The sequence below is a fragment of the Chryseobacterium sp. POE27 genome (assembly GCF_039727685.1).
GTDB lineage: Bacteria > Bacteroidota > Bacteroidia > Flavobacteriales > Weeksellaceae > Chryseobacterium.
Genome location: NZ_CP152475.1, coordinates 1349601 through 1374417, shown reverse-complemented (window position 1 = coordinate 1374417; position 24817 = coordinate 1349601). Strand labels below are relative to the sequence as shown.

Below are 24817 nucleotides of genomic sequence, written 5' to 3'. Positions count from 1 at the left end.
AAGATAAAAATTAAATAATCTATGAAAAAAAATAGATTAAAAATGAAAAATTAAAATTCTCAATAATTTCTTTGAATATATTTCATATAAGGGTCAGATAAATTAAAAAAATTATGCTGTAAACGATAGAGTAAGATTTCAAGTTATTCAACTCATCTTCCTTCTTGGGATCCCTATCTCGTGTTCCTGCGGATAAGGCTTTCTGGAAGTCATACTGACATCTTCCCGGATATTATTGTATGCATCGTAAGCTTTGTCTTTATCTAATGTGTATCGAGGGTCCGGAATAAAGGGCATTTTTGCCATTTTTAAAATGGTAATGGTGGGAAAGTGAAAGTCTACTTCTACAGTTCCCAACAATAGGTAGCATCCGCCGCCTTGGAAAGGATATTGTGACAGGTTATCAGGAAAGTGGGCTGTATCAAAATACTCACCCTCTGCATCGATCCACGTCCCGAAAAACATAGTGCCTCTCTTGGTGGGAACGTGCTTTCGGGATATCAGGTAGGCCAGCATCTTGACCTGTCTTTTGTGGTATTTTTTTAAATCTTTGGACATCACGCTGCCTCTGTATTGGGTTTGTAATAATTCGAATGGACTTACTGAAACCGGAAATCCAAGAATCTCGATCTCGTCAAATGCATCTTCCAAAGGATGTCTTTGTACTATCGGAAGGGTATATTCTTTTTGCGGTTCTTCAAACAACGTCACGTATTTGAAGGTCGGTCTATTTCCCGCAAGAAGAAACCGTGCTTCAATTAATAATTCGTGCTTTTGCTTTCCGGTAAACCGGAATGCTCCTATGAATATCAATGTCTGTAAGGTCTCAATTCCAATAGGGATCCTTTTGACAAAGTTTTCCAATGATATGTAATCACCATTGTTTTTTCGTTCTTCAGGAATTAAAACTGCAATTTTGCTTTCAAGCTTTTCAATATGCATCAGCCCCAAATAAACATCAGTTCCGTAAACCGTGGTCTGGTATTCACTTAGATTGACACAGGGGTTTAATATAGTTGCACCTGACATTTTCGCTTCGTGAACATATACCTCTGTTCTGTAGAAGCCGCCGCCGTTATTGATCGCTGAGACCATAAACTCAATAGGGTAGTAAACTTTCAGATAAAGGCTTTGGTAGCTCTCTACGGCATAGGATGCAGAGTGTGCTTTGCAGAATGAATAGCCCGCAAAGGATTCTATCTGCCGATAGACCTCTTTGGAAAGCTGCTCAGGATGACCAAGGGATTTACAGGATTCAAAGAAATGGTCTTTGACTTTCTGGAGTGCGGATAGGGAACGTCCTTTTCCGCTCATCGCCCGGCGTAAGACATCACCGTCGGCAGGGGATAGCCCTCCGAAATGAAGGGCGATCTTTATGACATCTTCCTGGTAGACCATAATGCCGTAGGTCTCTCCCAGTTCTTTTTCAAAAACAGGGTGAAAATATTCAAACTGATCGGGATTGTTATGGCGAAAGATATATTCCTTCATCATTCCGCTTTGTGCCACGCCCGGGCGTATGATGGATGACGCCGCTACCAATACTTTATAATTGTTACATTTTAATCTTCGGAGCAGTCCGCGCATAGCCGGGCTTTCGATATAGAAGCAACCGATCGTTTTTCCCCTGCTCAAAAATTCATTGCATCTCTGTTCATCTTTTGATAAACTGACATCCCGTATGTCGATCTTGATGCCTCGTTTTTCTTCAATTAAGTTGACGGTATCTTTGATGGTTCCCAGTCCCCGTTGCGAAAGGATGTCGAATTTTTCAAGACCGATTTCCTCAGCTATGTGCATATCGAACTGGACGATCGGAAATCCTTTCGGAGGCATTTCCAATGCGGAGTAATTGGTGATGGGTTCTTCAGAGATTAAAATTCCACAAGGGTGCATACTTCTCTGGTTGGGAAATTTCTCTAAAAGCTTTCCGTATTTGTGAACCATTGCTGATACGGAATTAATATCATGCTGTTCAATAGATTTGGTAGCCAGTTCATCCAGCTCTTCTTTGGGAAGACCGAATGCTTTCCCCACCTCACGGAAAATAGATCTGTATTTGAACTCAACGTTAGTTCCGCAAAATGCGACATGGTCTTTGCCATATTTTTCAAAGATATATTGTAAGATCGCATCCCGGTTCTGCCAGCTCCAGTCCAAGTCAAAATCAGGTGGTGTCTTACGGTTCAGATTCAGGAATCGCTCAAAATAGAGGTCAAGCTCTAACGGGCATATGTCCGTTATGCCAAGGCAGTAGGCCACAATACTATTGGCGCCGCTTCCGCGACCGACGTGCATAAATCCCATCTGGTTGCTGTACTGAATAATGTCCCAGGTGATCAAAAAGTAAGCACAGAAGTTCAGTTGGTCAATGACATTAAGCTCCTTATCCATCCGTGCTTTAGCCTTTCCGTCATCATCAGGATATCTCTTGGTGAACCCTTTGTATGCAAGTTCCTTCAAAAGCTTTATATCGCTGTCTTTACTTTCTGTAAAGTTCTTTTTGTTTTTCGGGGTCTGATAATCAAAATCGAAATGGCATTGTTCCAGCAATTGCCTGGTGTTTTCAATAATTTGCGGATAATGCTGGTATTTTTTTACAAGCTCATCAGTTGGAGTCAGTTTTTCGTTTTGTCCGCATATATCATTTTCTTCAAGCTTTGTGACCAGCGTATTCCGGTCGATGGCACGCAGGATCTTATGTAGCGTATACTCTGTCTTTGTCGTAAAGGTCACAGGTTGTAAAATGATCATTCGGGGCAGATACTTTTTCAAAATCGGATTGATCAAAAGATTGATCTCTTCAGGGCGTATCCCGATGAATTCGTTTCTGTTCAGCTTATCCGGATAATTGCTGAGTGGATAGATGACAAATACGTCAGTCAGATCAGGATGATGAAGTGGAAGATCGATCCCTTCGCAATTGTTGCTTGTCAAAAGCCTGTTGATTTCACCAATACCTGAATGGGTTTTTGCCAGGCAGATGTAATGCTGTTTGTTATCATTTCTAACGTCTACACCTACTACCGGTCTGATATTGTTTTTCTCGCATAACCTGTGAAAATCATAGATACCTGAAATACAATTGATGTCGGTCAAAGCAGCCACACCGATTCCCAGGTCAACACATTGCTGAACCAATTCTTTTATGGAAATGGTACCATAACGTAAACTGTGGAAAGAATGACAATTGATGAACATCGTGATTTTATAGGTTTAAAAATCCTGAAGCTCTTCCTACGCTGTCTGAACCGAATCTCATTTTAATTTTGTCCAACGCCTGATAAAGACTGATAAGCTCTTCAGTATCTTCAAACAGGTCCATCTGGTGACAGCCATGTACCAGACCGGTGAACTTGACACCGATAAGTCGGATCCGCATCCTCCTGGAATACACTTTATCAAATAATTCTAATGCATACCTGAGCAATGTATGATCGGAAGACGTGTAAGGTATCCTGCATTGCTTGGTCTCCGTGTCGAAGTTGGAGTATCGGATCTTTATAACCACAGTAGAGGTCAGCCACTTCTCCTGACGGAGCTGGAAACATAACTGTTCCACCATTCCTGACAATATGCTCTTTATTCCGTTGATATCGATGGTATCGTAGGAAAATGTATTTTCCTTTGAGATGGATTTCCTTTCCGAGTAGGGTAGAACAGGTGACTCATCGATGCCGTTGGCCTTCTTCCAGAGTTCTTCTCCGTTCTTGCCGATCAGCTGATGCAGAACTTCAACGGGTGTTTCCGATAAGGTCTCGATGGTTCTGACGCCCAACCTGGATAAGAGCTGAAAAGTGACATTTCCGACCATTGGGATCTTCTTTATGGAAAGCGGATTCAGAAACGGCTTGATGTTCTGTTCCGGAATTTCAAGTTTCCCGATGGGCTTAGATTCCCCGGTCCCGATCTTTGAAACGGTCTTATTGGTGGATAAAGCAAAGCTGATAGGTAGTCCTGTGTTTTTTCTGACAGCATTTGCAATTTCGGTGGTCCATTGATAACAGCCGAAGAACTTGTCCATGCCGGAAAGGTCAAGGTAGAACTCGTCGATACTTGCCTTTTCCAATACAGGGACCTTTTCCTGGATAACCTCGGTCACCATATGTGACATATTGGAATACATCTCCATATCACCTTTGATGACTTTTGCTTCAGGACAAAGCCGAAGTGCCATCTTGATCGGCATAGCGCTTCTTACCCCAAAATATCTGGTCTCATAAGAACATGATGCGACAACACCTCTGTCACCTCCGCCGATTATAAGCGGCTTTCCAACAAGGTCAGTGTTCTTCAGTCTCTCACAAGAGACGAAAAATGTGTCCAGGTCCATATGGGCAATTGCGCGATTCATGTCGACAAAATTATTACGTTTTGTATCAAAAATGTTTATATTTGTTGCTATAAATTATAGCAATGTCAATTTTGTCAGAAAACATGCGGTATCTGAGAGGGAAGCTGAATCTCTCACAACAGAAGGTTGCGGACCATCTTTCGATCACCCGCGGCAGGTATGCGAAATATGAGGATGGTGCAACGGAACCACCTCTTGAGATCCTTCTTAAAATATCAAAATATTACAATGCCAGTATCGACCTGCTACTAAGCATCAATGTCAGCAAATATTCCATTGATGAGCTTGTGGAACTTCCCGATAACAGGATCGTTTTACCAATTAAAGTAGACCATGAAGGAAATGACCAGATCGAGATCATCCCGCAAAAGGCTTCCATGGGATATCTGAACGGCTACAGTGATCCGGAGTATATAGAAGGTCTGGATACCATATCATTACCGTTCTTAAAGGGAGGTAAGTTCAGGGCATTTCCTGCTGATGGCGATTCGATGCCTCCGTATAAGAACGGAACCTACATCGTAGGAAAATATGTAGAAAATCTTTCCGATCTGAAAACGGACAAGACCTACGTTTTCATCACCATCAATGATGGGATCAGCTATAAAAGATTCCAGTTCCATGAAGCAGACGGCATCTGGGTGAAGGCTGACAATAGTTTTTATGAACCTTATAAGATTCCCCTTGCTGAGATCAGAGAGATCTGGGAATTTGCCTGCAGCATCAGTACAAAAGAATACGAACCTGGTGAGTTTTCAGAACGGAATATGCAGAATTTCATAGCAGAGATCAAATCTGATATCAGGCATATCAAGGAAAGGATGGGAGACAGGGAATAAATCCATTTTAAGTAGAAGCTAAAAAAAAGAGTTAATTATGACCCAGCTAAGTTTATTTGATTCCGAAGAATTGTATGAATTTCCGAAGGACCTTTTGGAGTTCAGAGAACATTTTTTGAGCAGGGAAGAAGCTGACCTTTTAAAAGATGAACTTCTTCATTCTACACCTTGGGAGCAACGTACTCAAAAAATGTATGACAAGACGTTGATCACACCTCGTTTGACAGCGTGGCACGGAGATCACAGCAGATCTTATGATACGGCTGATAATAATACTTCAGGTATCAATAGCTGGACGCCCGAATTGTTTTCCCTGAAAGAAAGAATTGAAAAAGAGTTCGGCTATCAGTTTAATGGGGTACTGCTTAATCTTTACCGTGATAACAATGATTCAGTGGCCTGGCACAGGGATAAGGAGAGTCGCTATGGTAAAAGACCGATCATTGCATCGATCAGTCTCGGACAGACTAGAAACTTTGATTTCAGGAAAAAAGACCATCACCTAAGCAAATACAGCCTGCCCCTTCCTCACGGTTCATTATTGATTATGAAAGGTGATCTACAGGAGCATTGGGAGCACAGGATTGCAAAATCAACTATTCCAATGAAAGAAAGAATCAATTTGACGTTTAGGTTAATCAGTGGACTATGACCATATTTCTGATCAACTATGACAAATAACCTGGAATATATTTGCCAATGTATAGTTCGCATGGAGATAAGAAGTATAAGAGAGCCTGTAACAATACAAATCGAAATAACAATGCTTAGGAATTTAATATAAAAAAAAGCAGGAAGACCGAATCTTCCTGCTTTATGACTATCAATGTTAAAACTAATTTTTAATAATCGTTTGATTAACTAAGGTTTGATTGTCTTTTGAAATATTTACTACATACATTCCTGTCGGAAAACTCTGCAGATCGAAAGAGTCTCCTGCTTTGGAAATTACAATGGTTCCCATGCTGTTGGCAACAGTTATCTGATACTGATCTCCTTGTTTCGATATTACAGTTTTCCCTGAAACACAAGGAGGTTCAATATATTTCAATACAACATAGGTATTAGATGAGCTATCGGTCTTTGTAACAGAAAATGTTTCACATGGTGCCGCTGGCGGAGGTGTAATAGTTACTGTTTGAGTAGATGTTCCACATCCATTGGTTGCTTCTACTTTAACTTCCATCGTCCAATTGTTATTTGGTCCACTTGCAAATCCTTCAAATTGGTTACTATATGTATGGAGCGATACCCCATATTGTGGATTGGACGATAATTTTGTCCAAGTTACCTGTGTGATTCCCTGCTCGTTACCGACAGGTGTTGCATTACTATTACTTAAATAGAAGTGAGATTCATTATAGTAATTGGGATTGTTGATCTGGGACACACTAAACATAGGTTTTCCTATCCAAACTTCTTTGGTAACCGTATTGCTTGCCCCACCACCAGCAAGATATGCTTGTAGCTTCAGTAAACCGCTTGCATTTGCTTTAGGAGTAAGTGAGATTTGCGGTTGGTTAGTAGGACCGGTAATATCAATAAGGTTAGAGCCATTTAATATCGACCATTGGATGGTTGGTGCAAAACCTGTTGTGTAAGTTGTAGTACTATTACCACACAATAGTGCATCACCGCCAATTTTTACTTTGCTTCCGCACAAAAAAGCGGTAGTTAATTTTTGATCTTTAGTGGCATCTGAGAATTGATTGAGAATAAACTGCTTATTTCTTGGACTAAAAAAGATATGGCTTGTATTTTCTCCGTAATAACTCCCTATCTCTTCCGCAACAAAGTTTGCAAAAGGGATATAACTGGCATCGTCTACCGGTGAAAAAGTTTTCTGATATTCATTTTCTGTAAGCGTTGTATTTCCAAAATTGTAATCCAAGGCACTGGGTGTGGGAACAAAGGAAAAATCAGTTGCTGTAATATGATTTCCCAGCCATTCAGGAAGTGAAGAAGTCGGAAATCTATATTTACCACCACCATATTTATCGATTGGAAGAACATTCGATGGCTGATTTCTGCTTCCGGAAAGTAAGGTATGTTGAGCCGGGATAACCCATAAAATGTCTTTTTTGTACACTATCTTTCCATAATACAACTGTTTTGACTCATTGATATTAGACATTGGTCGAGCAACAAAATCATAGTAATAGCGGGATTTTCCCGGAACAACTGAAAGTATTACCTGAACCGGATCTAATGTTACTCCACCAATCAAAGCACCAATAAAATCCATAAACCACCCTTTACTATTATGGTGCATTGTGACCAGGTCCTGAATATTTTGGTCTGTACCGCACTCGCTTCCATTTGAAATTGCCACATTTCTGGTCAATTGAGGATAACCTTTCGCCTTTAAAGTTGCCTGCCAGGTGTTGTGAACGGAATTATCAATATTATAGCTACTATTAACATAATTGATCAACATTTGCCTGGAAGCGGGGGTATCGGCAATCGTAAGAATGTCGCTTACAGGAGCACCACCAGTAAATATAGGTGAAAAAACATAGTTCAATCCAGCAACGATCGGTGACCGTAGAAACGTTTTTGAAACGTTTCTAAGCATATATTGAATTCCTAAAGGTGTATTTGCCCCCAAATGGGGAGAATCATGCGAAATGAATAATTTTGTATCGTGGTTTTCACCTTTATCCTCCATATCCTTTAGCGCATATCGAGCGATCAGACCTCCCATACTTTGCCCTAAAACGACATTCTTCTCGTTTCCAACTTTATTTTGATTTACCCATCTGATCGCTTTTTTTAAGAGTTCAGCATTGTTTTGAATATAATCTGTGCCAACACCCCAATCCACATAAATAATATCGTAGTTACCTTCCAAATACGTTTTAAAATAGCCATTCATTCCTCCTGTTGTCAGAAAGTCTTCTATATTGTTATCACCTGTTTCCTCTCTGGGCGCCGTGATATGGCCGGTATCAAAACCTTCAGCTACAATAAAAGGTTTTGTGATCTGGGTCTGCCCATCCCGAAGTTTAATATATAATGTAAGTTTGGGTTTATTCACAACTGTGGGCGGAAAAGGAATAAAGTACTGATAAGTTTCCAGTTGTACCTTCCAGTAATTGTTACCTGACACGTTAGCTGTAGCAGCAATAGCTTGTCCATTGCCGGTTATATCTACGTATTTTTCCAAATCCCCAGTAACTGAAAATTTGTTCTTTGAATAAAGTATTTGCCCATTGGTTAAAGTAAGCTTATATGTCCAGGTGTAATCCCCGGCCGAAGGATAACTAACCGGTATCATCTGCCCCAATGTTACCGTCTGAAAGTTTGCGGCATCGGAGAATCTGACTTCCAGGTTTGAAATCTCGCTATTGTAATTACTTAGAAATAAAGTAGGTGGAAAAACGACATTGAAATGTAGTTTATTGTGACTATTAGCAATTGGGGCCATTGCAAAAACTTTGTTGATCTCATAAGGATCTTGCCAGACGTTATTTACGTAAACATCTAAGATTTTATTTTGAGGCGTTAACGTCAGAGAGCCTGTAGAAATATTAGTCGATCTCTCCGTAGGCAGATTAGGGGCCATATTTTTAAAAGCAGTTTGATTGCTTTCTGAAAATTGATTGTATTTGAAATATGTTCCCCCCACCGGCAGCAAATCGATTGTCTGTGCCTGGAACCATTCACTTTGAAAGTCAGCGGGAGATTTAAGAGTGCTGCCATTAGACGATATTTTACTCATAACCAACGATCCGTAAATATCATTGATAGTTTTAGATGTGGTAAATGAGCTATCCGTAGGAGTTCCGTTATATTTCTTAAGATCCGCAAATTCTATTCCTGCATCCAGTAGTAAGCCCGTCTGTATTTTTGTCTTGTCCAGTTCTGAAAAAGGCAATAAAAGTGTAGATGCAAGTGCCGGATCAACAGGGTCACTCGGCTGTACTACAAGTTGTTGAGTGACTTGGATTTGTCCAAGCAGAAGCTCTGACAGCAATAGGAATGCTGCCAAAATACGTAATTTTGTTCTCATAGGTTATTGTTTTTTAAGTTTGATTATTAATCGAATTTTTTATCGAATCGACCTTCTGTTACTGTAATGACATTGCCATTATTATTTACAGCTTTAAATTCAAAAATTCCCGAAACGATCTGGTTTTGTAGATCAAGTCTGGTTATTTTAATTGTACCTGTGTTAGTAGAGTTGGTACCATAATTTACCAGATTATTATCCGTATAGATTGCGAATTTGTAACCCGTATCCGGATCTTCTGATAGAGGATAAATCTTGTTCAATTCCAGATCCTCTATAATTGCTGTGATACTTATTGAATTTCTACCTTGATTTTCAATCTGTCGTAGCTCTAAATTTATATTAGTTCTATTACCTGAATTTTCACAGTAAGTACCAGGTTGGTTAATTTTTTTTGTGGTAGCTACCCATACTTTACCATTTATTATAGCTCCGGCCGTGTTTTTACCGGATTGTGTTGCTTCGGGTAATACAGTTGAATCTTGGTTATCATCTTTACAGGAAGAGAGAAGGCCTATTGATAATAGGGCAAGAAAAAGTAAATTTTTCATAAGGGTGTAATTTCGTGGTTATTAAGAAGCTGTAATTTAAACAAATTTTCATTTATCCACAAATTTTTGTGATGTTTGATAACTTTCGTCTTTGGCTAACCCCCCTTACTTTATTTAATACTTTCCCTCACTTAATCAAATATGATGAATTATGCTAATGCGTCATTAAGGTATGCTAGAATTATGAATAGTATTTGATATACATAAATATTCGATTAGTCCAATCAACATGATCATAATAGTCTCATTTAGCCTCGTTTCAATTTTGCATAACCAGAAATTTTGATTTCAGGAAAAGATCATCATCAAAATAAATACAGCCTGTCCCTTCCTAGGGAGATCTTCAGGGAACATTGAGAGCACAGGATTGCTAAATCCAGATTTCCTATGGGGACCAAGGATAAACCTTACTTTCCGGTTGATCCGTGCGTTGTAGGAACCATTATCTTATCTGCCAAATTAATCAGTTCATTTTGGGTTTCTTGGTCTGCTTCATTTGACAATAGAACAATACCGGAATTCAAGTCAGGATAAAAAACCATATAGCTGCTGAATCCAAGGCTTCCTCCTGTATGTGAGATGCTTCTCCTGCCATCTTCTGTTATTTTTACTTTCCAGTTAAGCGCAACGGCACCATCCTCGATCTTGCCAAAAGTAGGCTGATGACTCAGAGATACCACAGGATCTTTTTCATTCGATTGAAATACCATATATTTCAACATATCCGAAGTGGAAGACGCGATGCTGGCTGCCACTCTAAGGTCTTCCCAATCGATCACCGGCATTATTCGCCCTTTGCCGTCGTAACCCTTTGCCATTTTTAACGGGGCTTCTCCGGATTTCAGCAGATAGGTATTTTTCATCTTTAATGGCTTTGCAAGATATTTTTTCAGAAGATTTTCGTAATTATCATTATAAACACGCTCCATTATATATCCCAGCAACTGTGCTGCAGTATTACAATGCTTCGATATGCTTCCCGGCAGCACTTTTAATTTCACCTGATGAAGATCCCGATAGAGATCCTGTCTGCTGTAAATCGTGTGGACAGAATCTAAAATATAAGGTATAGCATCCGGATCAGCTTTGCCAAAGATATCTTTATCCGGCATCCAATTGGGTAGTCCCGATGTAAGATTGGCCAAATTCAGCAAAGTGATCGGTGTTCCGTTATATTCCAAGTTAGGATAATCTTCCTTCAGATATTTTCTGATATCATCATTCAGGTTTACCTTTTTATCAAGAACGGCCTTTGCCAGTAGCGTAGCACCGAATGTCTTGGTAATGGAAGCTAGTTCGTATATGGTATGTTCTGTCGGAAGATCCTGCTTATCTTTTTCGGTTGAGCCATAATTATAGATAAACTTCTTACCATTTTTTATGATACCTACTGAAATACCGACTCTTGAATTATTCTGCATAAAAGTAGAAACGGAACGCTGAACCAATGAATCCAAAGGCGTCCTTAATTGATTATCAGTCGCCGGTAATTGAGCGATCATCTGTTTTGAAAATAATACTGCAAAAAGAAGTAATACAATCTTGATGACCTGAAATGACTTTTTCATTTGAAATATTTATTGGTTCATTATAATAATGACAATCGTAATAATCAATTTGTTACATTATATCCTTATTCTTACGACGATCGCATCAGTCTGAGCCAAATAATAGACTAAAGGAGATTGAAGAGAATTGATTATTGTTTAAATTTGATAATCAATAGCTAATTATTAGAAAATGTTAAAAAGCCTGGGCGTTTTTTCAGATTTTGAAGTTCAATTGTTTAATCGAAATATTGAAATCAAAACCATCGAAAAAAATGAAATCCTTCTTTCCGAAGGTGAAATTTCAAAATCAATTTTCTTTATTAAAACCGGAGCTCTTTTTCAAGTTCAAAAGATTGAAGATGAAGAAAAAATTATTGATCTGAATATTCAGAATGATTGGGTGTTCAATTTTGATAGTTTGACGAATCAAATTCCATCCAATATCATTATAAAGGCATTTGCTAAATCTGAAGTTGTAGAGCTAAAACTGGAAAGCTTACACAAACTGATTTCGATTTCTCAAAACTTTTTGCAGCTCAATAAGATCTTTAATTCGCTGTCTGCTAAAATTCATATTTATGACAGCAATCTGAATCCGACTGAAAAATATAATTACCTTCTTAAAAACAAACCTCAAATTATTAAAATCTTTCCTTTGAATATGATTGCTTCTTATTTGAAAATGCGCCAGGAAACGTTGAGCCTGGTAAGGGCTAATGTGATTTTTTGATTTCAATCAAGTGTTGCTTCGAGATTAATTATAGACATTTGAAAGAAAAAAATGATTACTGATATTATTGAAAAATTGCCAATGACGCAAAAAGAATTGACTTTAGATTTTTATAAAAAATTAGGCTTCACCGTTTTCGGAAATGAATTTGATCATTACCTAATGCTACAGAAAGATGGTCTGCAATTGCATTTTTTTGAATTTAAAAACCTTGTTCCGGACGAAAATTATGGACAGGTCTATATCCGGACAACATCCATTGAAAATTTGTACAATACTTTCATCGAAAATAAAGTTCCAATACATCCCAATGGAAATTTAGCGGAAAAACCTTGGGGACAAAAAGAATTTTCTATTCTTGACCCTGATAGTAATTTGCTAACTTTTGGAGAAGCAATGAATTAAAAACAACTTTGGCGGAAGAGATCGCCGATAGTTTATCTGATCATGAATTTATAAATGAACCTTACTTACAACTTGAGGAGGAAGGTTATCTGTTTTCAGAAATACCGACATTGGATGATTATATGGAACAATTCAATTTTTCTGTAGAACAACTACAAAATAGTGGAGAAAGTGTGATTTTTGACCGTTGTCCATTAGACCTTTTGACGTATGTTTATGCGGTTGACAAAAAGAAAGATATATCCGCCCTCTACGAAGAGATGGCTATGGTAATTGCTGAGATCGACCTCTTGGTTTTTGTTCCCATAGAAAAAAAGTTTGATCTAATAGTTTGTCAGGGATCGGATCTGCCGAATCTAAGACAGGAAGTAAATGATATTTTAGAAGATTGGATCGGAGATTTCAGCAACGAAATTCTGGAAGTAAGCGGAACTTTAGAGAACAGGAAAAAGCAAATATTGGATAAGATAACGAGCATGGAAAAATAGAACCCTATTTACACTCTTATTCTCTATTTGTAAAGGTCTTTCTCTACAAAATTATTCTAACATTATTAAAATTATTAATATTGTATCGGCAAAATGCAGGGTTTAAATCAAAGTTATACTATTTATAATATTTGGTCGCGACTACTTTTCAATTACAGTTTCTTTCTGTAATTTCACTGCATTGAAAAAGCATTGGCCTCGTTTGGTTGAAACTGGACCTTTCCTTCATTTTTGCCCGCACTTCTAAAAGTAGTTAATTGAGCAAAAAATTGACGATGGGTAATTTCGTACGCTTTAATTCACTTTTTCCCTATTCTGCTTCTTTAAATAACTATATTTGAATTTGAAACCTTCAAAAACAAATAGTTATGAGAATAATAATGTTGATTTGACTGCTCATCGGAAGTCTCCTTCAGGCACTTCGTCCATACTTTTTCCATTATCTGCAAGCTAATACAAACACTATACATATCTGAAATGATAAGGTCGATCAGCTTTTTGGGTCTAATAATTTTACTGAATTCTTGCATTTCATCTAAATGTATTTTTATTGAGGATCCACAAAATAATGAAAATGAAAATCCTTATAATTATGATAATAAGATATATTTATCCAATAAAGAATACTTTTATACGTATCAGATAGTTAAAGGAAATGATACATTGAAATATAAAATTGACAATGACAGTGTTTTTTCACTGATAAAATATGATTCAAAAGATGATAAAGCAATCGATCTATTGAGTATCAAAACACTGAAAGCAAAAGGCCCGATATTCCAAGACCATCCGGATTATAGTCAGACAGAAATTATTTTATCTCATTTAAATTCCGATAAAAAAACAATAACCAGTGAGCTTACCGGTGTTATAGAAAACAGTACAAATGTCTGGTTGCATCCTTTCCGAATGAATGCTTTCCAAATATTACAATTTTCACCATTTCCATACGTAAAACCTAATGAGTCTAAAAAATACAAATGGAATTTAGAAATTGGTGAACATTGGAAAGAATTAAAAGACATTACCTGGAAAGGTAAACTAAACTTGAAATGTGTTTATGAAAACACGTTAAAAGATAAAAAGATCATATTACCATCTGGTATCGTAAATACAATTGAAACAAGATCGAATTGTTCCTCAAAAAATTGGGAAAGCTTTTTTAACATCGTATTTCAATGAACAATTGGGGTTTGTTCGTTTAGAATATTTACTTCCTAAAGATGAAAAAATTATAATTAGCTTGGAAAAGATTGAGAATAAATAAAATCTGTAACTAACAAGGTATTCCCAAAAGCAAGACTGGAATGGCTTCGATCGGACATTGGTGCAAAGTTCACCATTCGTATTTCGATGACCTCCGTCGGCAATACCCGAAACGTTAGTTGTTATTGTAAAACCGCCGAAACCTGAATAAAGATGCCATTCAAAAAATTACGTAGATCATCAATTATACTTTTTGTGCTTTTTATTTTTTCAAAGAGCGAAGCACAGACAGATACCGGTTTAAGTATGACCAAGACGCTCATACGATCATCTGACGAATTCTTTAATAAGAATCTACAGCAAAACAAAAACATCGTTGGTTTAAGTGCTGCGATCATCGTCAATGATTCAGTGATCTGGTCAAATGGATTTGGATATGCAGATAAAAAGAACAACGTGCCTATGACGACCAATACGGTTGTCAATATAGGCTCAATAACCAAAACATTTACTTCGTTAAGTGTGATGCAGCTTCAGCAAAAAGGGCTATTAAATATAAACGATCCATTAAACAGCTATCTGACCGATTTCAAGCCTAAAACAAAAAACATCGACATAAAAGATATTACGGTCAGATCCGTTCTTATCCATACATCAGGCATTCAACCCGACATCTGGAAGAATTCAGATCTGGGATCCGGAAAGTACACAGACGTATTAGGTTATATCAATGATACCTATATTACCTATCTGCCAGGTATGGTGGGCCTGTATTCGAATGCAGGTTACAATATTTTAGGAAGCTTGGTGAAAGCGGTAAGCAAACAGGATTATGCGGCCTATGTCCATCAAAATATTTTTGCTCCGCTTGGCATGAGCCGATCCGGATTTGCAATGGATCGTTTAAAATATCGTTCGAAGATCTATCTGGGTGGAAATGAAATGGAAGAATATGAATTGCGGGATATTGCATCAGGAGGAATCTATACCAACATAAACGATTTTTCCAAATATGCAATTGACCTGATGAAAGCTTATAACGGAGAAAGTTCCTCGATAATCGATTCCTCGACTATCCGTGAAATGTTTTCAATTCAAAATCAAAATGTGCCTATCGAAACTAACAAAAAGGGTCTAGGCTGGTTTATGTTTAAAAATGATTCCAATTTTGCTGTGTATCACGCAGGAAGTGCCGGCTTTGCACAAGCAAAACTTCTATTGATCCCCAAAAGCAAATTTGCGGTAATTGTAATGACAAACTCAGCAGAAGGTGGTTCAATTGCAGAAGAATTCTGTTTCAGTTTCCTGAACAAGTACCAATTAAATATTAGCGACCTGTTTCCTGCTCCCATTACAGGAAAGATCCATAGTTCTTCAACTCCGATCAAATTATCTCCGCACAGCCTGAAAAGGCATCTAGGTAATTATGCTCAAGAAGAAGGTTATATAAAGGTCATTTTGGAAAAAGACCGCCTCAAACTTATTGATGGGGAAAGACAATATTTTCTCACTCCTTTATCCAAGGATGAATTTCTGCCTGTTGAAATATTTCCAAATGATAGCCTAGTGGAAAGAAGCAACAAAAGATTTGTTTTCAAGAAAGTTAACAACGAAAAATTTTTATTTCAGAGAATTGGCGATCGTGAGTACGAATCCGGACTAAAACTCAAAAAAGTTGATCTTTCCGTGTGGAAGAAAGTAATAGGAAAATACAGGCATTTCGGGTATCAAATGCTGATCGGGGATACAAAATTCAAAGAAGTTGAAATTTATATATCGGAAGACAAGGTTTTGATCATGAAGCTTACAACATTTGGTAGTGTCAGACATATACCTTTACGTATAATAGCACCCAACTATGCTGTTACGTGTGGCATAAATGCAGGCTTTGGAGGATTTACTATTAGCATCTCTGAAAAAGATGATCAACAAGTGGTTGACTTTGCAGGTTTGACTTTTAGAAAAGACAGATGAAACATTAACAGCTAATATTGCATTGTTCACTCAGAGTTGGAAAAGCAAGTTTGACCAAAGAGATCACACCGTAAACATTTGTGTAAAAATCATTTCATTACAGGTCATTTCTGGCATTATTTTATCAACACTAATGGTAAAGATAATAAATGGAAGATTTGCTATTTGAAAATTGGGAAAAGCTTGGACAGGTTGCGTTGATGACCATTGCCTCTTTTGTTATTCTATTCCTTTTCATCAGGATCTCAGGAAAAAGGACCTTGGCAAAGTTCAACGCTTTTGATTTTGTGGTCACGGTCGCTCTGGGTTCCACATTGGCCTATATGATGCTTGCAATGGTTCCCTTGGCAGAAGGTGTAATGGTCTTATTTCTGATAATAGCCTTACAATACCTGTTCGCAAAATTGGCCAGTACATCTGATAAGATGGAACATCTGATCAATTCCTCTCCACGCTTACTGTTCTATAAAGGCAAATACCTCAAAGAAAATATGAACACCGAGGCCATAACAGTTGATGAGATTAACGCTGTAGTACGTCAGGAAGGAATTGAAAGGTTAGATGATGTTCTGGCAGTTGTCATCGAGCTCAATGGAGAGATCAGTGTCATCAAAAAATCGGATAGTCCAGGCGGTAAAAGTTCTTTAGAGGATCTTGATATCCCTGACGGTCAATAAAACATAGATGCTCTGTAAGAAGTATTGTCTTTATGAGACAATTTGATTTTATATTTAATAGTTTTACTTCATTAAAAAATCATTTTAGCAGGGACTATTTTGAATATTTATTTTTCGTCTTAATTGTCTTTAGCCAGCTTTGGTAAATCGGAAACCAAACCCGATCACCATTGGATCCGTTGCATAGAACAATGATGCCGCTCTTCGTTGGCAGATCCAAAAATAGAGCAGCACTCCAGCCTACATTTTCGCCGGTGTGCCCTATGGTTCTGAAACCTTCATAATTCATAAAACGATATCCCAGCCCGCTTTCACCTTCGTTGGAACTTGGAAGAACAGGCGTTTCCATTAACTTGATGGTGCCTGGCTTCAGGACTTTATTCAATTGATGAGAATTAGGTGTGATAGACAGTTCTGCAAAATGTGCCAGATCTTGGATCGTGGTCTGAAGTCCTGCCGCTGCTTTTTCAGTGAAGATCCGGTTTTTTATAGGATTACCATTCTCGTCATATGCCGTTGCTGATGTAGCCATCATTTCTACTGTCCATTCATAATTGGTATTTTTCATTCCAAGTGGCAGGAAGATACTATTTTTCATATAGGTGGCAAAACTCTGGTTCGTTCTCTCTTCCAGAAGCAGTTGTGCAAGAGTGTAACCTCCCCCGGAATAGTCCCATTTAGTTCCCGGCTCGCTGATAAGATGTACGGTTTCACCATTGCGTTTGGTTTTCCCGTTCAGTGATTCTTCCAGACTTAACAGTGGTATTCCTTGGTCTGATCCGCCGTAACCGTGTACAGAGAGTCCCGCAGTATGGCTCAAGATCCGTCTCAGTGTTACTTTTAATCTGTCAAATTCAGATTCCGGCAAATGCCATCGGGTTAGATATTGATCAACGGGATCGTCCAGTTTGATAAGATCTTTTTCCGTGAGCTGCATAAAGCCCCAGGCAGAGATCAACTTGGAGATGGAGCCAATATTAAAGATCGTTTCAGAAGTTACAGGTTTTTTGCTTGCAAGATCCGCATAACCGATCGACTGTATCCAGGCAACTTTTCCATCCCGGATCACAGCTACTGCAACTCCGGGAACATTATTCTTTATGGTAAGTTCATTACCTAATGTTTCAATTTCTTCATACAGTGGATCTGTTGTATGAAGAATTGCATTCTGAGAATGTCTGGTTGCCGAACATGAGAAAATCATTCCCAAATAGACGATCAACAAGGTAAATGAGAAGAAGCTTTTTAGGTGAATATTATTTCCCATAAATTTTAATTAGCCAACACTCAAATATCCGAAATAATAATCAGCTACAATAAAATATTAATTACGTTTTTATCTTTTCACTCTTTTCATTGGGAAGGTCTGTTTGCGTTTCTGTCCGTTTTTTGTTCCTGAAATTTCGGCGATCAATGAATCGGAAGTGATTTTTGTGTAAGCGATGATCTGCGGAAAGTCGTGCTCTGGATTTTCAAAGACCAATTGATTTTCTGAAATAGTTTTGGCAGTAAAACGAACAGGCAAACCCTCATTTTGATTTTTAACGACCGGAATATAAAACAACCTTTTATTTTCCTGCACGAGCCGGATATTTTCAAAAACAATCGTATCTTTGTCTTTTACACTATAACTTTTCCCCGAAAATTCGTTGTCTCCTGATTTGGTCCAGGTTTCATAGATGCTGCCTTTCTGAGTCTTATTTTCCCAGATACCGATCAGCCATTCCGCTTTTTGAATATCATTTTTATACTTTATTGTCCAGGCATAAAGAATAGCCAAACTAACAACCGTAATAAAAAATTTTGCTCCTGTTTTCATAGTTTTAGTTCATTGAATGAATTGTCATTTGGCAAAGTTGCGATGTTTTTGAAAACTAAAATTGTAAAAATGGGACAAGTCTAATCCGTTCCGTAAAAAAGCGAGGACATCTTTAAGTGAGTACCATAAAATTCTTTGGGCGTAGATCCGGTAAATTCTTTAAACTCTTTAATAAAGTGCGCCTGATCGTAATACTCGTTTTCGTAAGCTAGTTCTGCGAGGTTGGAAAACTGGTCGCTCAGCAACATTTTGAGTGCAGCCTGCAATCGGATCGTGCTGGATAATTGTTTTGGACTGAGGCCAATGGCTGCAGAAAATTTGCGTAATAATTGTCTTCGATTGACTTGGGTAAGCTGGGACAGTTCATCGACCGAAAGTTGTCCGTTGGCTGTGATTATAGTTTCAACAGTTGATTTGACAATGCGATCAATGGTTTCGATGTCGGTCAGTTGATCAAGTAAAAATATTTCAATAAGCTTTATTCTCTCCGAAGTGGAACTGGCATTTAAAACCTGTTGCCCAATTTCCTGCCCATCCTTTCCAAACAGCTTTTCCAATGATACGGCTGTATTTTCCATCTCTTTTATCGGAATGGTGGTAAAAGGCAAAAATCCCTCCGGATGAAAACGAACGGAGAAAATCCCAGTTTCGCCCGTTGGTTCGATCTCAAGTGGCCGTGTCAGTTGTCCGATGACAAAACATCTGGGCTGGATAATGCTGTTCCCATTATCCAAGTATTGTTTGTACAAATCGCCATAATGAAAGATCATCTCCATACATCCGTCAGGAACGATGGTTTGCTTTTCAGGTGTTTCTTCTTTCGGGCTTTCCAATGTCCAATAACATTTGATAAATGCTGTTAAGTTCCGATCCGGTTCAAATGTCTGGTAATTCATTTGGTTTCTTTACAAAAATTATTCTACTTAAAAAACTTCAAAGTAAATCAAATATAAGCAATCTTAACACAAGAGATTTATGGATAATCTATCATCAACCTACTTAATTTAAATACAGGTCAACTGGAAACCTGCGTAAAATGTGCACAGGTTAGTTTAAAACCTGCTCAAAAAATAAGCAACCCAACACAAATCCTGCGTAAAAATTGAGCAGGATATTTAAATGTGTGCTCAAAATTTGAGCAACCATATTTCTGAAGTGTATCCAAGAAAGTAAAGCATCTTCATAGCCCTGCTTAAAAATTGCGCCACTTTTTTGAAAACCTGCTCAAAAATGTTACCACAAAACGTTTACCTGGCTCAAAAATTAAGCAACTTCTTTCGTAACCTGCGTAAAAATTGAGCAGAGTCTTGTCAATGCGGCTCAAAAATTGAGCAACCTTGAATTCATTACCGTTCCGCTTCCTTTTCTTTTCAAAAGCAATTGACGCAATTGATTAAAAATCAATTAAATAAAATCTTTTTCAGAGCTCTGAAAAAATGAGCAGTATTGCTTTGCAAGATGTGTCTTTGTACCCACAAATTTTGGCAAATTTTCGAGTACAAAGACGATCTTGCCTTTTCTGCAAAAAGGAGAAAAAACGGCGGAACTTGTTTTTTTATGTTGGGTGAAATTTAAGTTAATATTCCAAACTAATCCAGTTTATTATTTTTTAATCCTTATAGATTCTAGACTCATCCAGAGTATTCTTAATTAGCCCAACTCCCATCAAAACTATTGTTTTAGAGATTTTTATGCTCCAGATTTGCAAAAGAAATATTAATCAGAAAACAATGAAAAAATTATTTAGCATCTTAATATTTGTTTTAGCAATCTACATTAAAGCTCAGGTTGGAGTTAACACACAAGCCCCTTCAGCAACTTTGGATATTGTCGGAAAACCAGATTTGCCTAATCACTTTGATGGAATATTGCCTCCAAGAATAACAGGTGATCAACTTGCAAATAAAACTTATTCAGTATTGCAAAGAGGTGCCATTGTTTACGTGACTCAACCTGCATCAAATCTTTTGGGTCAAGTCATTCATATTGTAGAAGAAGGTTACTACTATTTCAATGGACATTATTGGAGCCAGATGTTTAAGGAGCCTAATTATTACGATGCTCTCATCGTATTGGACGAAACACTTACTGCAAATACTATTTTTGAACAAACCTCGTGGAACACATACCTTCCCTTTCCTACAAATCCTCGTCAGCATACATTATCAACTAAAATATATAGATTAGGGACATCAGGTCTTGGAATAACTGGGCAAATCGATGCGAGGCGAATAGGAACGATTGGCTATTTAGATGTTAGTATAATTTGTTCAACACCTATCAATTCAAACTACGTATTACTGAATCTTTCAAAACCATTACGGGATTTAGGATTTATGTCGGATGGCAGTGTGGGTTCACTGAACAACATTTTAGTAAGTGGAAACTCTAATGGAATTAGTTCAGGAGTAGAGCAGGGCATTATTTCATTAACGAACGTTGATTTCAATCTACTTCTTTGGAAAAATCAAATCGAAAAATTTACCGGTACCATAAAGGGCATGACCACTTTTCCGATTAATTATCTGAATGTAATTGAATGATAAATAAGACGGATATCAAGAAGAAATATTATGTTAAAATAAGGATTTCCATCATCCAAAAAGAAAAGTGGAAAAAAGCCTGTTCAGAAAAAAAATCTCTTTAACAAGTCTAATTGTTAATTCTGTTGAAAATAGGTTTATGGACAACGAGAGAAGAAAAGTATTAGCGTTCATAGAAAAGCAGGATAACATCTTCGGAAAGATTGAAAACAATATCAATCAGGTAGCAAAAATAGCAAATGGTCAAAAATTTATCAGTGAAAATGAACTCAGAAATTTTTCGGATAAGTTATCAGATATCCTAATTCTGAAAAAAGAACAGAATGAAATGTTTACAAAAATCTACACAATGCTATCAAGATGATTGTTAAGATTATGGATCCGGCAGGTCCTAGTTTTCCAGGAGTTCATTATAACGATAAGAAAATTGACAAAGGAACCGGAGAATTAATGCTGATGAAAAATTTTCCTTCCTTCATTGAGGAATCAAGCAGCAAGGAAGAAGTTAAAAATTATTTACGAGCTATTTCAATCGGGAATAAAAAAAGTATTGAAGCCTCAATTTCACGCGGTGATCTCTACTAAATTTCAAGGACATTCTAAGGAAGAACTTACTAAGATCGCGGAGAATTTTATGGATGAAATGAAATATTCCGAACAGCCTTTTATTGTGGTTTTTCATAAGGATACAGATAACAATCACGTCCATATTGTTTCTACCCGGGTTGATAAACAGACAGGCATGAAGATCAATGACAGTTATGAAAAGTTTAAAGCTCAAAAAGTATTAAGCGTTACAATGGAAAAATTGTATGGTCAGAAACCGGAAGAAGAACTCGAAAAACTGCTGAACTACAAAATAAGTTCGCTTAATCAGTTGGAAACTTTACTCAACAGAAATGGTTACAAGATAGGCAAAAATGCAAGTGATGAAAATTCTTTTAACATTTTAAAAAACGGAGTAAACCAAAAATCCATTAGAGGGGATCAGATTGTTTTTGATAACAGCAAAAATGATAAAAGGGCTAAGCAGATCAAAGCCCTATTAAGCAAATACAAAGAATTGTATTCCAATAAGGTTTTTAAAGTGGAGGATAATAGAAAAAATGAAGCAATGCTTCCAAAAGAGAAAATTATTGACGTAGGAAATGATTCAAAAATGATGATTGCCTTTGAAAGCGAGCTCCAAAAAAAGTTGAAAGATGTTTTCGGGATCGATATTGTTTTTCATCATAAAGAAGATAAACATCCTTTTGGTTACACTGTGATCGACCATAAAACACAAAAAGTATATAAAGGAAGTGATCTACTGAAAATGAATGAGGTGTTTGAATTTACTTCTGACAAGCTTGATAAGAAGACTTTTGAAATACTGAAGGATTATAATATTCGTAACCAAGAAACAAAAAATATCCTGCTTGAATTTTTTAAGAACAATAATCCGGAAACGGAGATCAAGGACTTTATGCTATTTGAAAACAGGGGAAAGAAAGATTTGGAAACCTACCGAAAAGTCCAGTTTGAAGTCAAGGATTTTATTAGAAATAACAAAAACACAAATGATGAAAAAAATATTTCAATATCCAAGGGTGAAGATGGAAAAACATATGCGATCCATACCCGGTTCCATTACATAGGAGAGCTTCAATCATTAATTGGAGAAAAGGAATATCAAAGATTTCTGAACCCAATTCAAACGAGTGAAATCCGAGTAGAAAATAATGAAATTAAAGAAAAAACAGAATTAAGCAAAGCCGTAAACGAATTGTTATTTGAATTGATGAAAAGTTCCGGAAGTGCAAAAGACCCTGCCGAAAATAAACTCAAAAAAAGACGAAAAAAAAGAAGATAAAGTTGATGGTTGTCGGTTGATAGAAAAATCTTCTTCAGTCCAACAACAGTCAACTAAAAAAAACAACTAAACCCAATGATCATAACGTTTGCCGCACAAAAAGGAGGAACCGGAAAAACGACATTAGCCATCGCTTTTGCCAATTACATTTCCGCACTATCAGAAAGGAAAATCAATGTTTTTGATTTTGATTATCAGAAATCATTTTACTACAAATGGAAAGAAGATGAATTATCTGAAAGTCCGAAATTGTATGAAGTGGAAATTATTGGCGATGATGACCAACAGCCATTTTCAGACTTTGAGACCCTCATTAATTTAAAAGATAGCGATGAGATCAATCTCTTTGATTTGGCGGGAACACTGGATGCAAAATACAGCGATCTGCTCATTTACAGTGACTTTATCGTGATCCCGTTTGAGTATTCAGATGTTTCTGTCAAGTCCACATTGGTCTTTATCAATATGCTGGGACTATTGGAAAGTGAGGCTGAAAGAGTATTTATCCGTTCCAAATATGATAAAGGCTACAAGTATCTGAATCAGGAAGGAATGGACATCGAGCTGAAAAAATTCGGATTGCTACTGGAAAATCCTGTATTCAAAAAAAACTGCCTGCAGAAGATTGATACCAGAAAGCTGACCTACGAACAAAAATATGGGGTAAGAAAATCTTTCGATGAATTGATAGAATATATTAATCAAACATTGAAGATCACCCTTTGAAATAAAAAATATACCTAAGTATTAATCTCTATAACCTCAGTAAAAATGATAAAAATCTCGCTTTGCATCTTGGCTGTTTATCTGACGTATTACGCCGGAAATATCTTATACGATCTGTTTCTGAAAAAAGAAAAAGAAATCTACAAAGAAGAGACGGAGGAATTTTCTTTGTCCGAAATTTCCGAGCAGTACGAAGATCTTACTGCAACTATAGGGATTGAAGATGTAGAAAATCTCAACACTCCCAAGTCCTTTAATAAAAATGTAATCTATTCTGATATCACTGAAGGAAATGAAGAACGACAAGATCTGGAGTTTTTGAGGGAACTGTTTGAATCTGAACAAGATCTGGAAGAATTTGAAAATCCATTAAAAAAGGATTTTACCGGAATTGAAAACCAATCACATCTTGAAAAAGATGAATCAAACGAAGCGTCTTTTGACCAGGAAGACAAAATATCAGATGAAAAAGAAATCGAGAAACCTAACGAAACGGAAAGCTCGGAAGCTACTTCCAACATCGATAAAGAAACTTCCAGAATAAAAGATTGGAAGGCGATGCTCAATCTTTCTGAAACCTTGGTTCAAATGGTTGCGAACTACGATGGATACAAAGTTTATCAATCCACGATGTAGTTAGCCAACTTAAACAAAATCTAACGTATTGATTATTAGACTTAACAGCGGATTCCCATCCGTTGTCCGGGATTCCTATGCCCAAATTTAACACTCAATTGATTATTAACCCTTTATAAATTTTTTGAATTATGATGAAAAATTATTTCACAAAAAATGTGACAACAAAAAAAGTTCTAACCCTGGCCTTGGCAATTATGGCGATAACTCCCACATTTGGCCAGGGTGGTGCAACCGCTATCTCGAATGCTGCAAGTGATATTACAGATTATTGGGACCCGGTAAAGCTGATCTTGAAAGCAGTCGGAGGATTGGTCGGTTTCATCGGAGGTCTTCGAGTGTATAACAAATGGACGAATGGTGACCAGGATGTCAACAAAGAGATTCTGGGATATGGAGGAGCAATGATCTTCCTGATTGTAGTTCCGGAATTCGTAACCGCATTCTTTGCCTAG

At 37.3% G+C, this 24817-nt stretch carries 23 protein-coding genes; 15 read left to right on the top strand and 8 right to left on the bottom strand.

Features of this window, described 5'->3' with window-relative positions:
* Positions 1–147: 147 nt before the first annotated feature.
* Together dnaE and dinB are read right to left on the bottom strand one after the other, a co-directional pair.
* Positions 148–3201, bottom strand: coding sequence for a DNA polymerase III subunit alpha (gene dnaE / locus AAHI02_RS06345; protein WP_346985964.1), 3054 nt, complete (start codon positions 3199–3201; stop codon positions 148–150).
* A 7-nt stretch (positions 3202–3208) separates the two neighbouring features.
* A complete protein-coding gene (gene dinB / locus AAHI02_RS06340; RefSeq protein WP_346985963.1) occupies positions 3209–4354 on the bottom strand; it encodes a DNA polymerase IV in 1146 nt (381 codons plus the stop codon).
* Between the two features lie 62 nt (positions 4355–4416).
* Between dinB and AAHI02_RS06335 the strand changes: the two genes are divergently transcribed.
* On the top strand, positions 4417–5193 hold the full coding sequence (locus AAHI02_RS06335; protein ID WP_346985962.1) for a helix-turn-helix domain-containing protein: 777 nt from the start codon (positions 4417–4419) through the stop codon (positions 5191–5193).
* A gap of 37 nt (positions 5194–5230) precedes the next feature.
* Positions 5231–5845 (top strand): alpha-ketoglutarate-dependent dioxygenase AlkB, encoded by a 615-nt coding sequence (locus AAHI02_RS06330; RefSeq protein ID WP_346985961.1) that lies wholly within the window; start codon positions 5231–5233, stop codon positions 5843–5845.
* A gap of 183 nt (positions 5846–6028) precedes the next feature.
* Here the strand turns inward: AAHI02_RS06330 and AAHI02_RS06325 are convergent, their stop codons facing one another.
* The 3 genes from AAHI02_RS06325 to AAHI02_RS06315 form a co-directional block, all read right to left on the bottom strand.
* A complete protein-coding gene (locus AAHI02_RS06325; protein ID WP_346985960.1) occupies positions 6029–9205 on the bottom strand; it encodes a T9SS type A sorting domain-containing protein in 3177 nt (1058 codons plus the stop codon).
* Positions 9206–9231: 26 nt separating this feature from the next.
* A complete protein-coding gene (locus AAHI02_RS06320) occupies positions 9232–9756 on the bottom strand; it encodes a DUF6252 family protein (RefSeq protein WP_346985959.1) in 525 nt (174 codons plus the stop codon).
* Between the two features lie 407 nt (positions 9757–10163).
* Positions 10164–11324, bottom strand: a complete 1161-nt coding sequence (locus tag AAHI02_RS06315) for a serine hydrolase domain-containing protein (protein ID WP_346985958.1) — start codon at positions 11322–11324, stop codon at positions 10164–10166.
* A 172-nt stretch (positions 11325–11496) separates the two neighbouring features.
* On the opposite strand from AAHI02_RS06315, the gene AAHI02_RS06310 reads away from it, so the two are divergent.
* The 6 genes from AAHI02_RS06310 to AAHI02_RS06285 all read left to right on the top strand — a co-directional run bounded on the left by AAHI02_RS06310 (position 11497) and on the right by AAHI02_RS06285 (position 16786).
* On the top strand, positions 11497–12036 hold the full coding sequence (locus AAHI02_RS06310) for a cyclic nucleotide-binding domain-containing protein (RefSeq protein WP_346985957.1): 540 nt from the start codon (positions 11497–11499) through the stop codon (positions 12034–12036).
* A gap of 51 nt (positions 12037–12087) precedes the next feature.
* Positions 12088–12441: a VOC family protein gene (locus AAHI02_RS06305; RefSeq protein ID WP_346985956.1), complete on the top strand. Its 354-nt coding sequence runs from the start codon at positions 12088–12090 to the stop codon at positions 12439–12441.
* Between the two features lie 8 nt (positions 12442–12449).
* Entirely contained in the window at positions 12450–12929 is a 480-nt protein-coding gene (locus AAHI02_RS06300; RefSeq protein WP_346985955.1) for a hypothetical protein, read from the top strand.
* A 477-nt stretch (positions 12930–13406) separates the two neighbouring features.
* On the top strand, positions 13407–14111 hold the full coding sequence (locus AAHI02_RS06295) for a hypothetical protein (RefSeq protein ID WP_346985954.1): 705 nt from the start codon (positions 13407–13409) through the stop codon (positions 14109–14111).
* Positions 14112–14441: 330 nt separating this feature from the next.
* Positions 14442–16109, top strand: coding sequence for a serine hydrolase domain-containing protein (locus tag AAHI02_RS06290; RefSeq protein WP_346985953.1), 1668 nt, complete (start codon positions 14442–14444; stop codon positions 16107–16109).
* Positions 16110–16258: 149 nt separating this feature from the next.
* Entirely contained in the window at positions 16259–16786 is a 528-nt protein-coding gene (locus AAHI02_RS06285) for a YetF domain-containing protein (RefSeq protein WP_346985952.1), read from the top strand.
* A gap of 94 nt (positions 16787–16880) precedes the next feature.
* On the opposite strand, the gene AAHI02_RS06280 is transcribed toward AAHI02_RS06285, so the two are convergent.
* The 3 genes from AAHI02_RS06280 to AAHI02_RS06270 form a co-directional block, all read right to left on the bottom strand.
* Entirely contained in the window at positions 16881–18053 is a 1173-nt protein-coding gene (locus AAHI02_RS06280) for a serine hydrolase domain-containing protein (RefSeq protein WP_346985951.1), read from the bottom strand.
* Positions 18054–18122: 69 nt separating this feature from the next.
* Complete coding sequence (locus AAHI02_RS06275; RefSeq protein WP_346985950.1) at positions 18123–18605, bottom strand: DUF6265 family protein; 483 nt, start codon at positions 18603–18605, stop codon at positions 18123–18125.
* An 80-nt stretch (positions 18606–18685) separates the two neighbouring features.
* Complete coding sequence (locus AAHI02_RS06270; protein WP_346985949.1) at positions 18686–19501, bottom strand: helix-turn-helix transcriptional regulator; 816 nt, start codon at positions 19499–19501, stop codon at positions 18686–18688.
* Positions 19502–20335: 834 nt separating this feature from the next.
* Here AAHI02_RS06270 and AAHI02_RS06265 point away from each other — a divergent pair.
* The 7 genes from AAHI02_RS06265 to AAHI02_RS06235 all read left to right on the top strand — a co-directional run bounded on the left by AAHI02_RS06265 (position 20336) and on the right by AAHI02_RS06235 (position 24817).
* A complete protein-coding gene (locus tag AAHI02_RS06265; protein ID WP_346985948.1) occupies positions 20336–21148 on the top strand; it encodes a hypothetical protein in 813 nt (270 codons plus the stop codon).
* A gap of 139 nt (positions 21149–21287) precedes the next feature.
* Positions 21288–21512, top strand: a complete 225-nt coding sequence (locus tag AAHI02_RS06260; RefSeq protein WP_346985947.1) for a hypothetical protein — start codon at positions 21288–21290, stop codon at positions 21510–21512.
* The gene (locus AAHI02_RS06255; RefSeq protein WP_346985946.1) at positions 21509–21733 is read left to right on the top strand and encodes a hypothetical protein; all 225 of its coding nucleotides are present in this window, start codon (positions 21509–21511) and stop codon (positions 21731–21733) included. Before AAHI02_RS06260 ends, AAHI02_RS06255 begins: the two co-directional genes overlap by 4 nt.
* Positions 21699–23000 (top strand): relaxase/mobilization nuclease domain-containing protein, encoded by a 1302-nt coding sequence (locus AAHI02_RS06250; RefSeq protein ID WP_346985945.1) that lies wholly within the window; start codon positions 21699–21701, stop codon positions 22998–23000. The genes AAHI02_RS06255 and AAHI02_RS06250 overlap by 35 nt, the downstream gene beginning before the upstream one ends.
* 75 nt (positions 23001–23075) lie before the next feature.
* Positions 23076–23726, top strand: a complete 651-nt coding sequence (locus AAHI02_RS06245) for a ParA family protein (RefSeq protein ID WP_346985944.1) — start codon at positions 23076–23078, stop codon at positions 23724–23726.
* A 45-nt stretch (positions 23727–23771) separates the two neighbouring features.
* A complete protein-coding gene (locus AAHI02_RS06240) occupies positions 23772–24362 on the top strand; it encodes a hypothetical protein (RefSeq protein ID WP_346985943.1) in 591 nt (196 codons plus the stop codon).
* Between the two features lie 131 nt (positions 24363–24493).
* Positions 24494–24817, top strand: coding sequence for a DUF4134 domain-containing protein (locus AAHI02_RS06235; RefSeq protein WP_346985942.1), 324 nt, complete (start codon positions 24494–24496; stop codon positions 24815–24817).

Bases quoted from the DNA above. Each gene is read 5' to 3' on its own strand.
- dinB (WP_346985963.1), bottom strand. From the start codon at position 4,354: ATGAATCGCGCAATTGCCCATATGGACCTGGACACATTTTTCGTCTCT.
- AAHI02_RS06335 (WP_346985962.1), top strand. From the start codon at position 4,417: ATGTCAATTTTGTCAGAAAACATGCGGTATCTGAGAGGGAAGCTGAAT.
- AAHI02_RS06315 (WP_346985958.1), bottom strand. From the start codon at position 11,324: ATGAAAAAGTCATTTCAGGTCATCAAGATTGTATTACTTCTTTTTGCA.
- AAHI02_RS06330 (WP_346985961.1), top strand. From the start codon at position 5,231: ATGACCCAGCTAAGTTTATTTGATTCCGAAGAATTGTATGAATTTCCG.
- AAHI02_RS06310 (WP_346985957.1), top strand. From the start codon at position 11,497: ATGTTAAAAAGCCTGGGCGTTTTTTCAGATTTTGAAGTTCAATTGTTT.
- AAHI02_RS06270 (WP_346985949.1), bottom strand. From the start codon at position 19,501: ATGAATTACCAGACATTTGAACCGGATCGGAACTTAACAGCATTTATC.
- dnaE (WP_346985964.1), bottom strand. From the start codon at position 3,201: ATGTTCATCAATTGTCATTCTTTCCACAGTTTACGTTATGGTACCATT.
- AAHI02_RS06295 (WP_346985954.1), top strand. From the start codon at position 13,407: ATGATAAGGTCGATCAGCTTTTTGGGTCTAATAATTTTACTGAATTCT.
- AAHI02_RS06290 (WP_346985953.1), top strand. From the start codon at position 14,442: ATGACCAAGACGCTCATACGATCATCTGACGAATTCTTTAATAAGAAT.
- AAHI02_RS06325 (WP_346985960.1), bottom strand. From the start codon at position 9,205: ATGAGAACAAAATTACGTATTTTGGCAGCATTCCTATTGCTGTCAGAG.
- AAHI02_RS06320 (WP_346985959.1), bottom strand. From the start codon at position 9,756: ATGAAAAATTTACTTTTTCTTGCCCTATTATCAATAGGCCTTCTCTCT.
- AAHI02_RS06255 (WP_346985946.1), top strand. From the start codon at position 21,509: ATGATTGTTAAGATTATGGATCCGGCAGGTCCTAGTTTTCCAGGAGTT.
- AAHI02_RS06235 (WP_346985942.1), top strand. From the start codon at position 24,494: ATGATGAAAAATTATTTCACAAAAAATGTGACAACAAAAAAAGTTCTA.
- AAHI02_RS06265 (WP_346985948.1), top strand. From the start codon at position 20,336: ATGAAAAAATTATTTAGCATCTTAATATTTGTTTTAGCAATCTACATT.
- AAHI02_RS06245 (WP_346985944.1), top strand. From the start codon at position 23,076: ATGATCATAACGTTTGCCGCACAAAAAGGAGGAACCGGAAAAACGACA.
- AAHI02_RS06260 (WP_346985947.1), top strand. From the start codon at position 21,288: ATGGACAACGAGAGAAGAAAAGTATTAGCGTTCATAGAAAAGCAGGAT.
- AAHI02_RS06285 (WP_346985952.1), top strand. From the start codon at position 16,259: ATGGAAGATTTGCTATTTGAAAATTGGGAAAAGCTTGGACAGGTTGCG.
- AAHI02_RS06280 (WP_346985951.1), bottom strand. From the start codon at position 18,053: ATGGGAAATAATATTCACCTAAAAAGCTTCTTCTCATTTACCTTGTTG.
- AAHI02_RS06275 (WP_346985950.1), bottom strand. From the start codon at position 18,605: ATGAAAACAGGAGCAAAATTTTTTATTACGGTTGTTAGTTTGGCTATT.
- AAHI02_RS06305 (WP_346985956.1), top strand. From the start codon at position 12,088: ATGATTACTGATATTATTGAAAAATTGCCAATGACGCAAAAAGAATTG.
- AAHI02_RS06240 (WP_346985943.1), top strand. From the start codon at position 23,772: ATGATAAAAATCTCGCTTTGCATCTTGGCTGTTTATCTGACGTATTAC.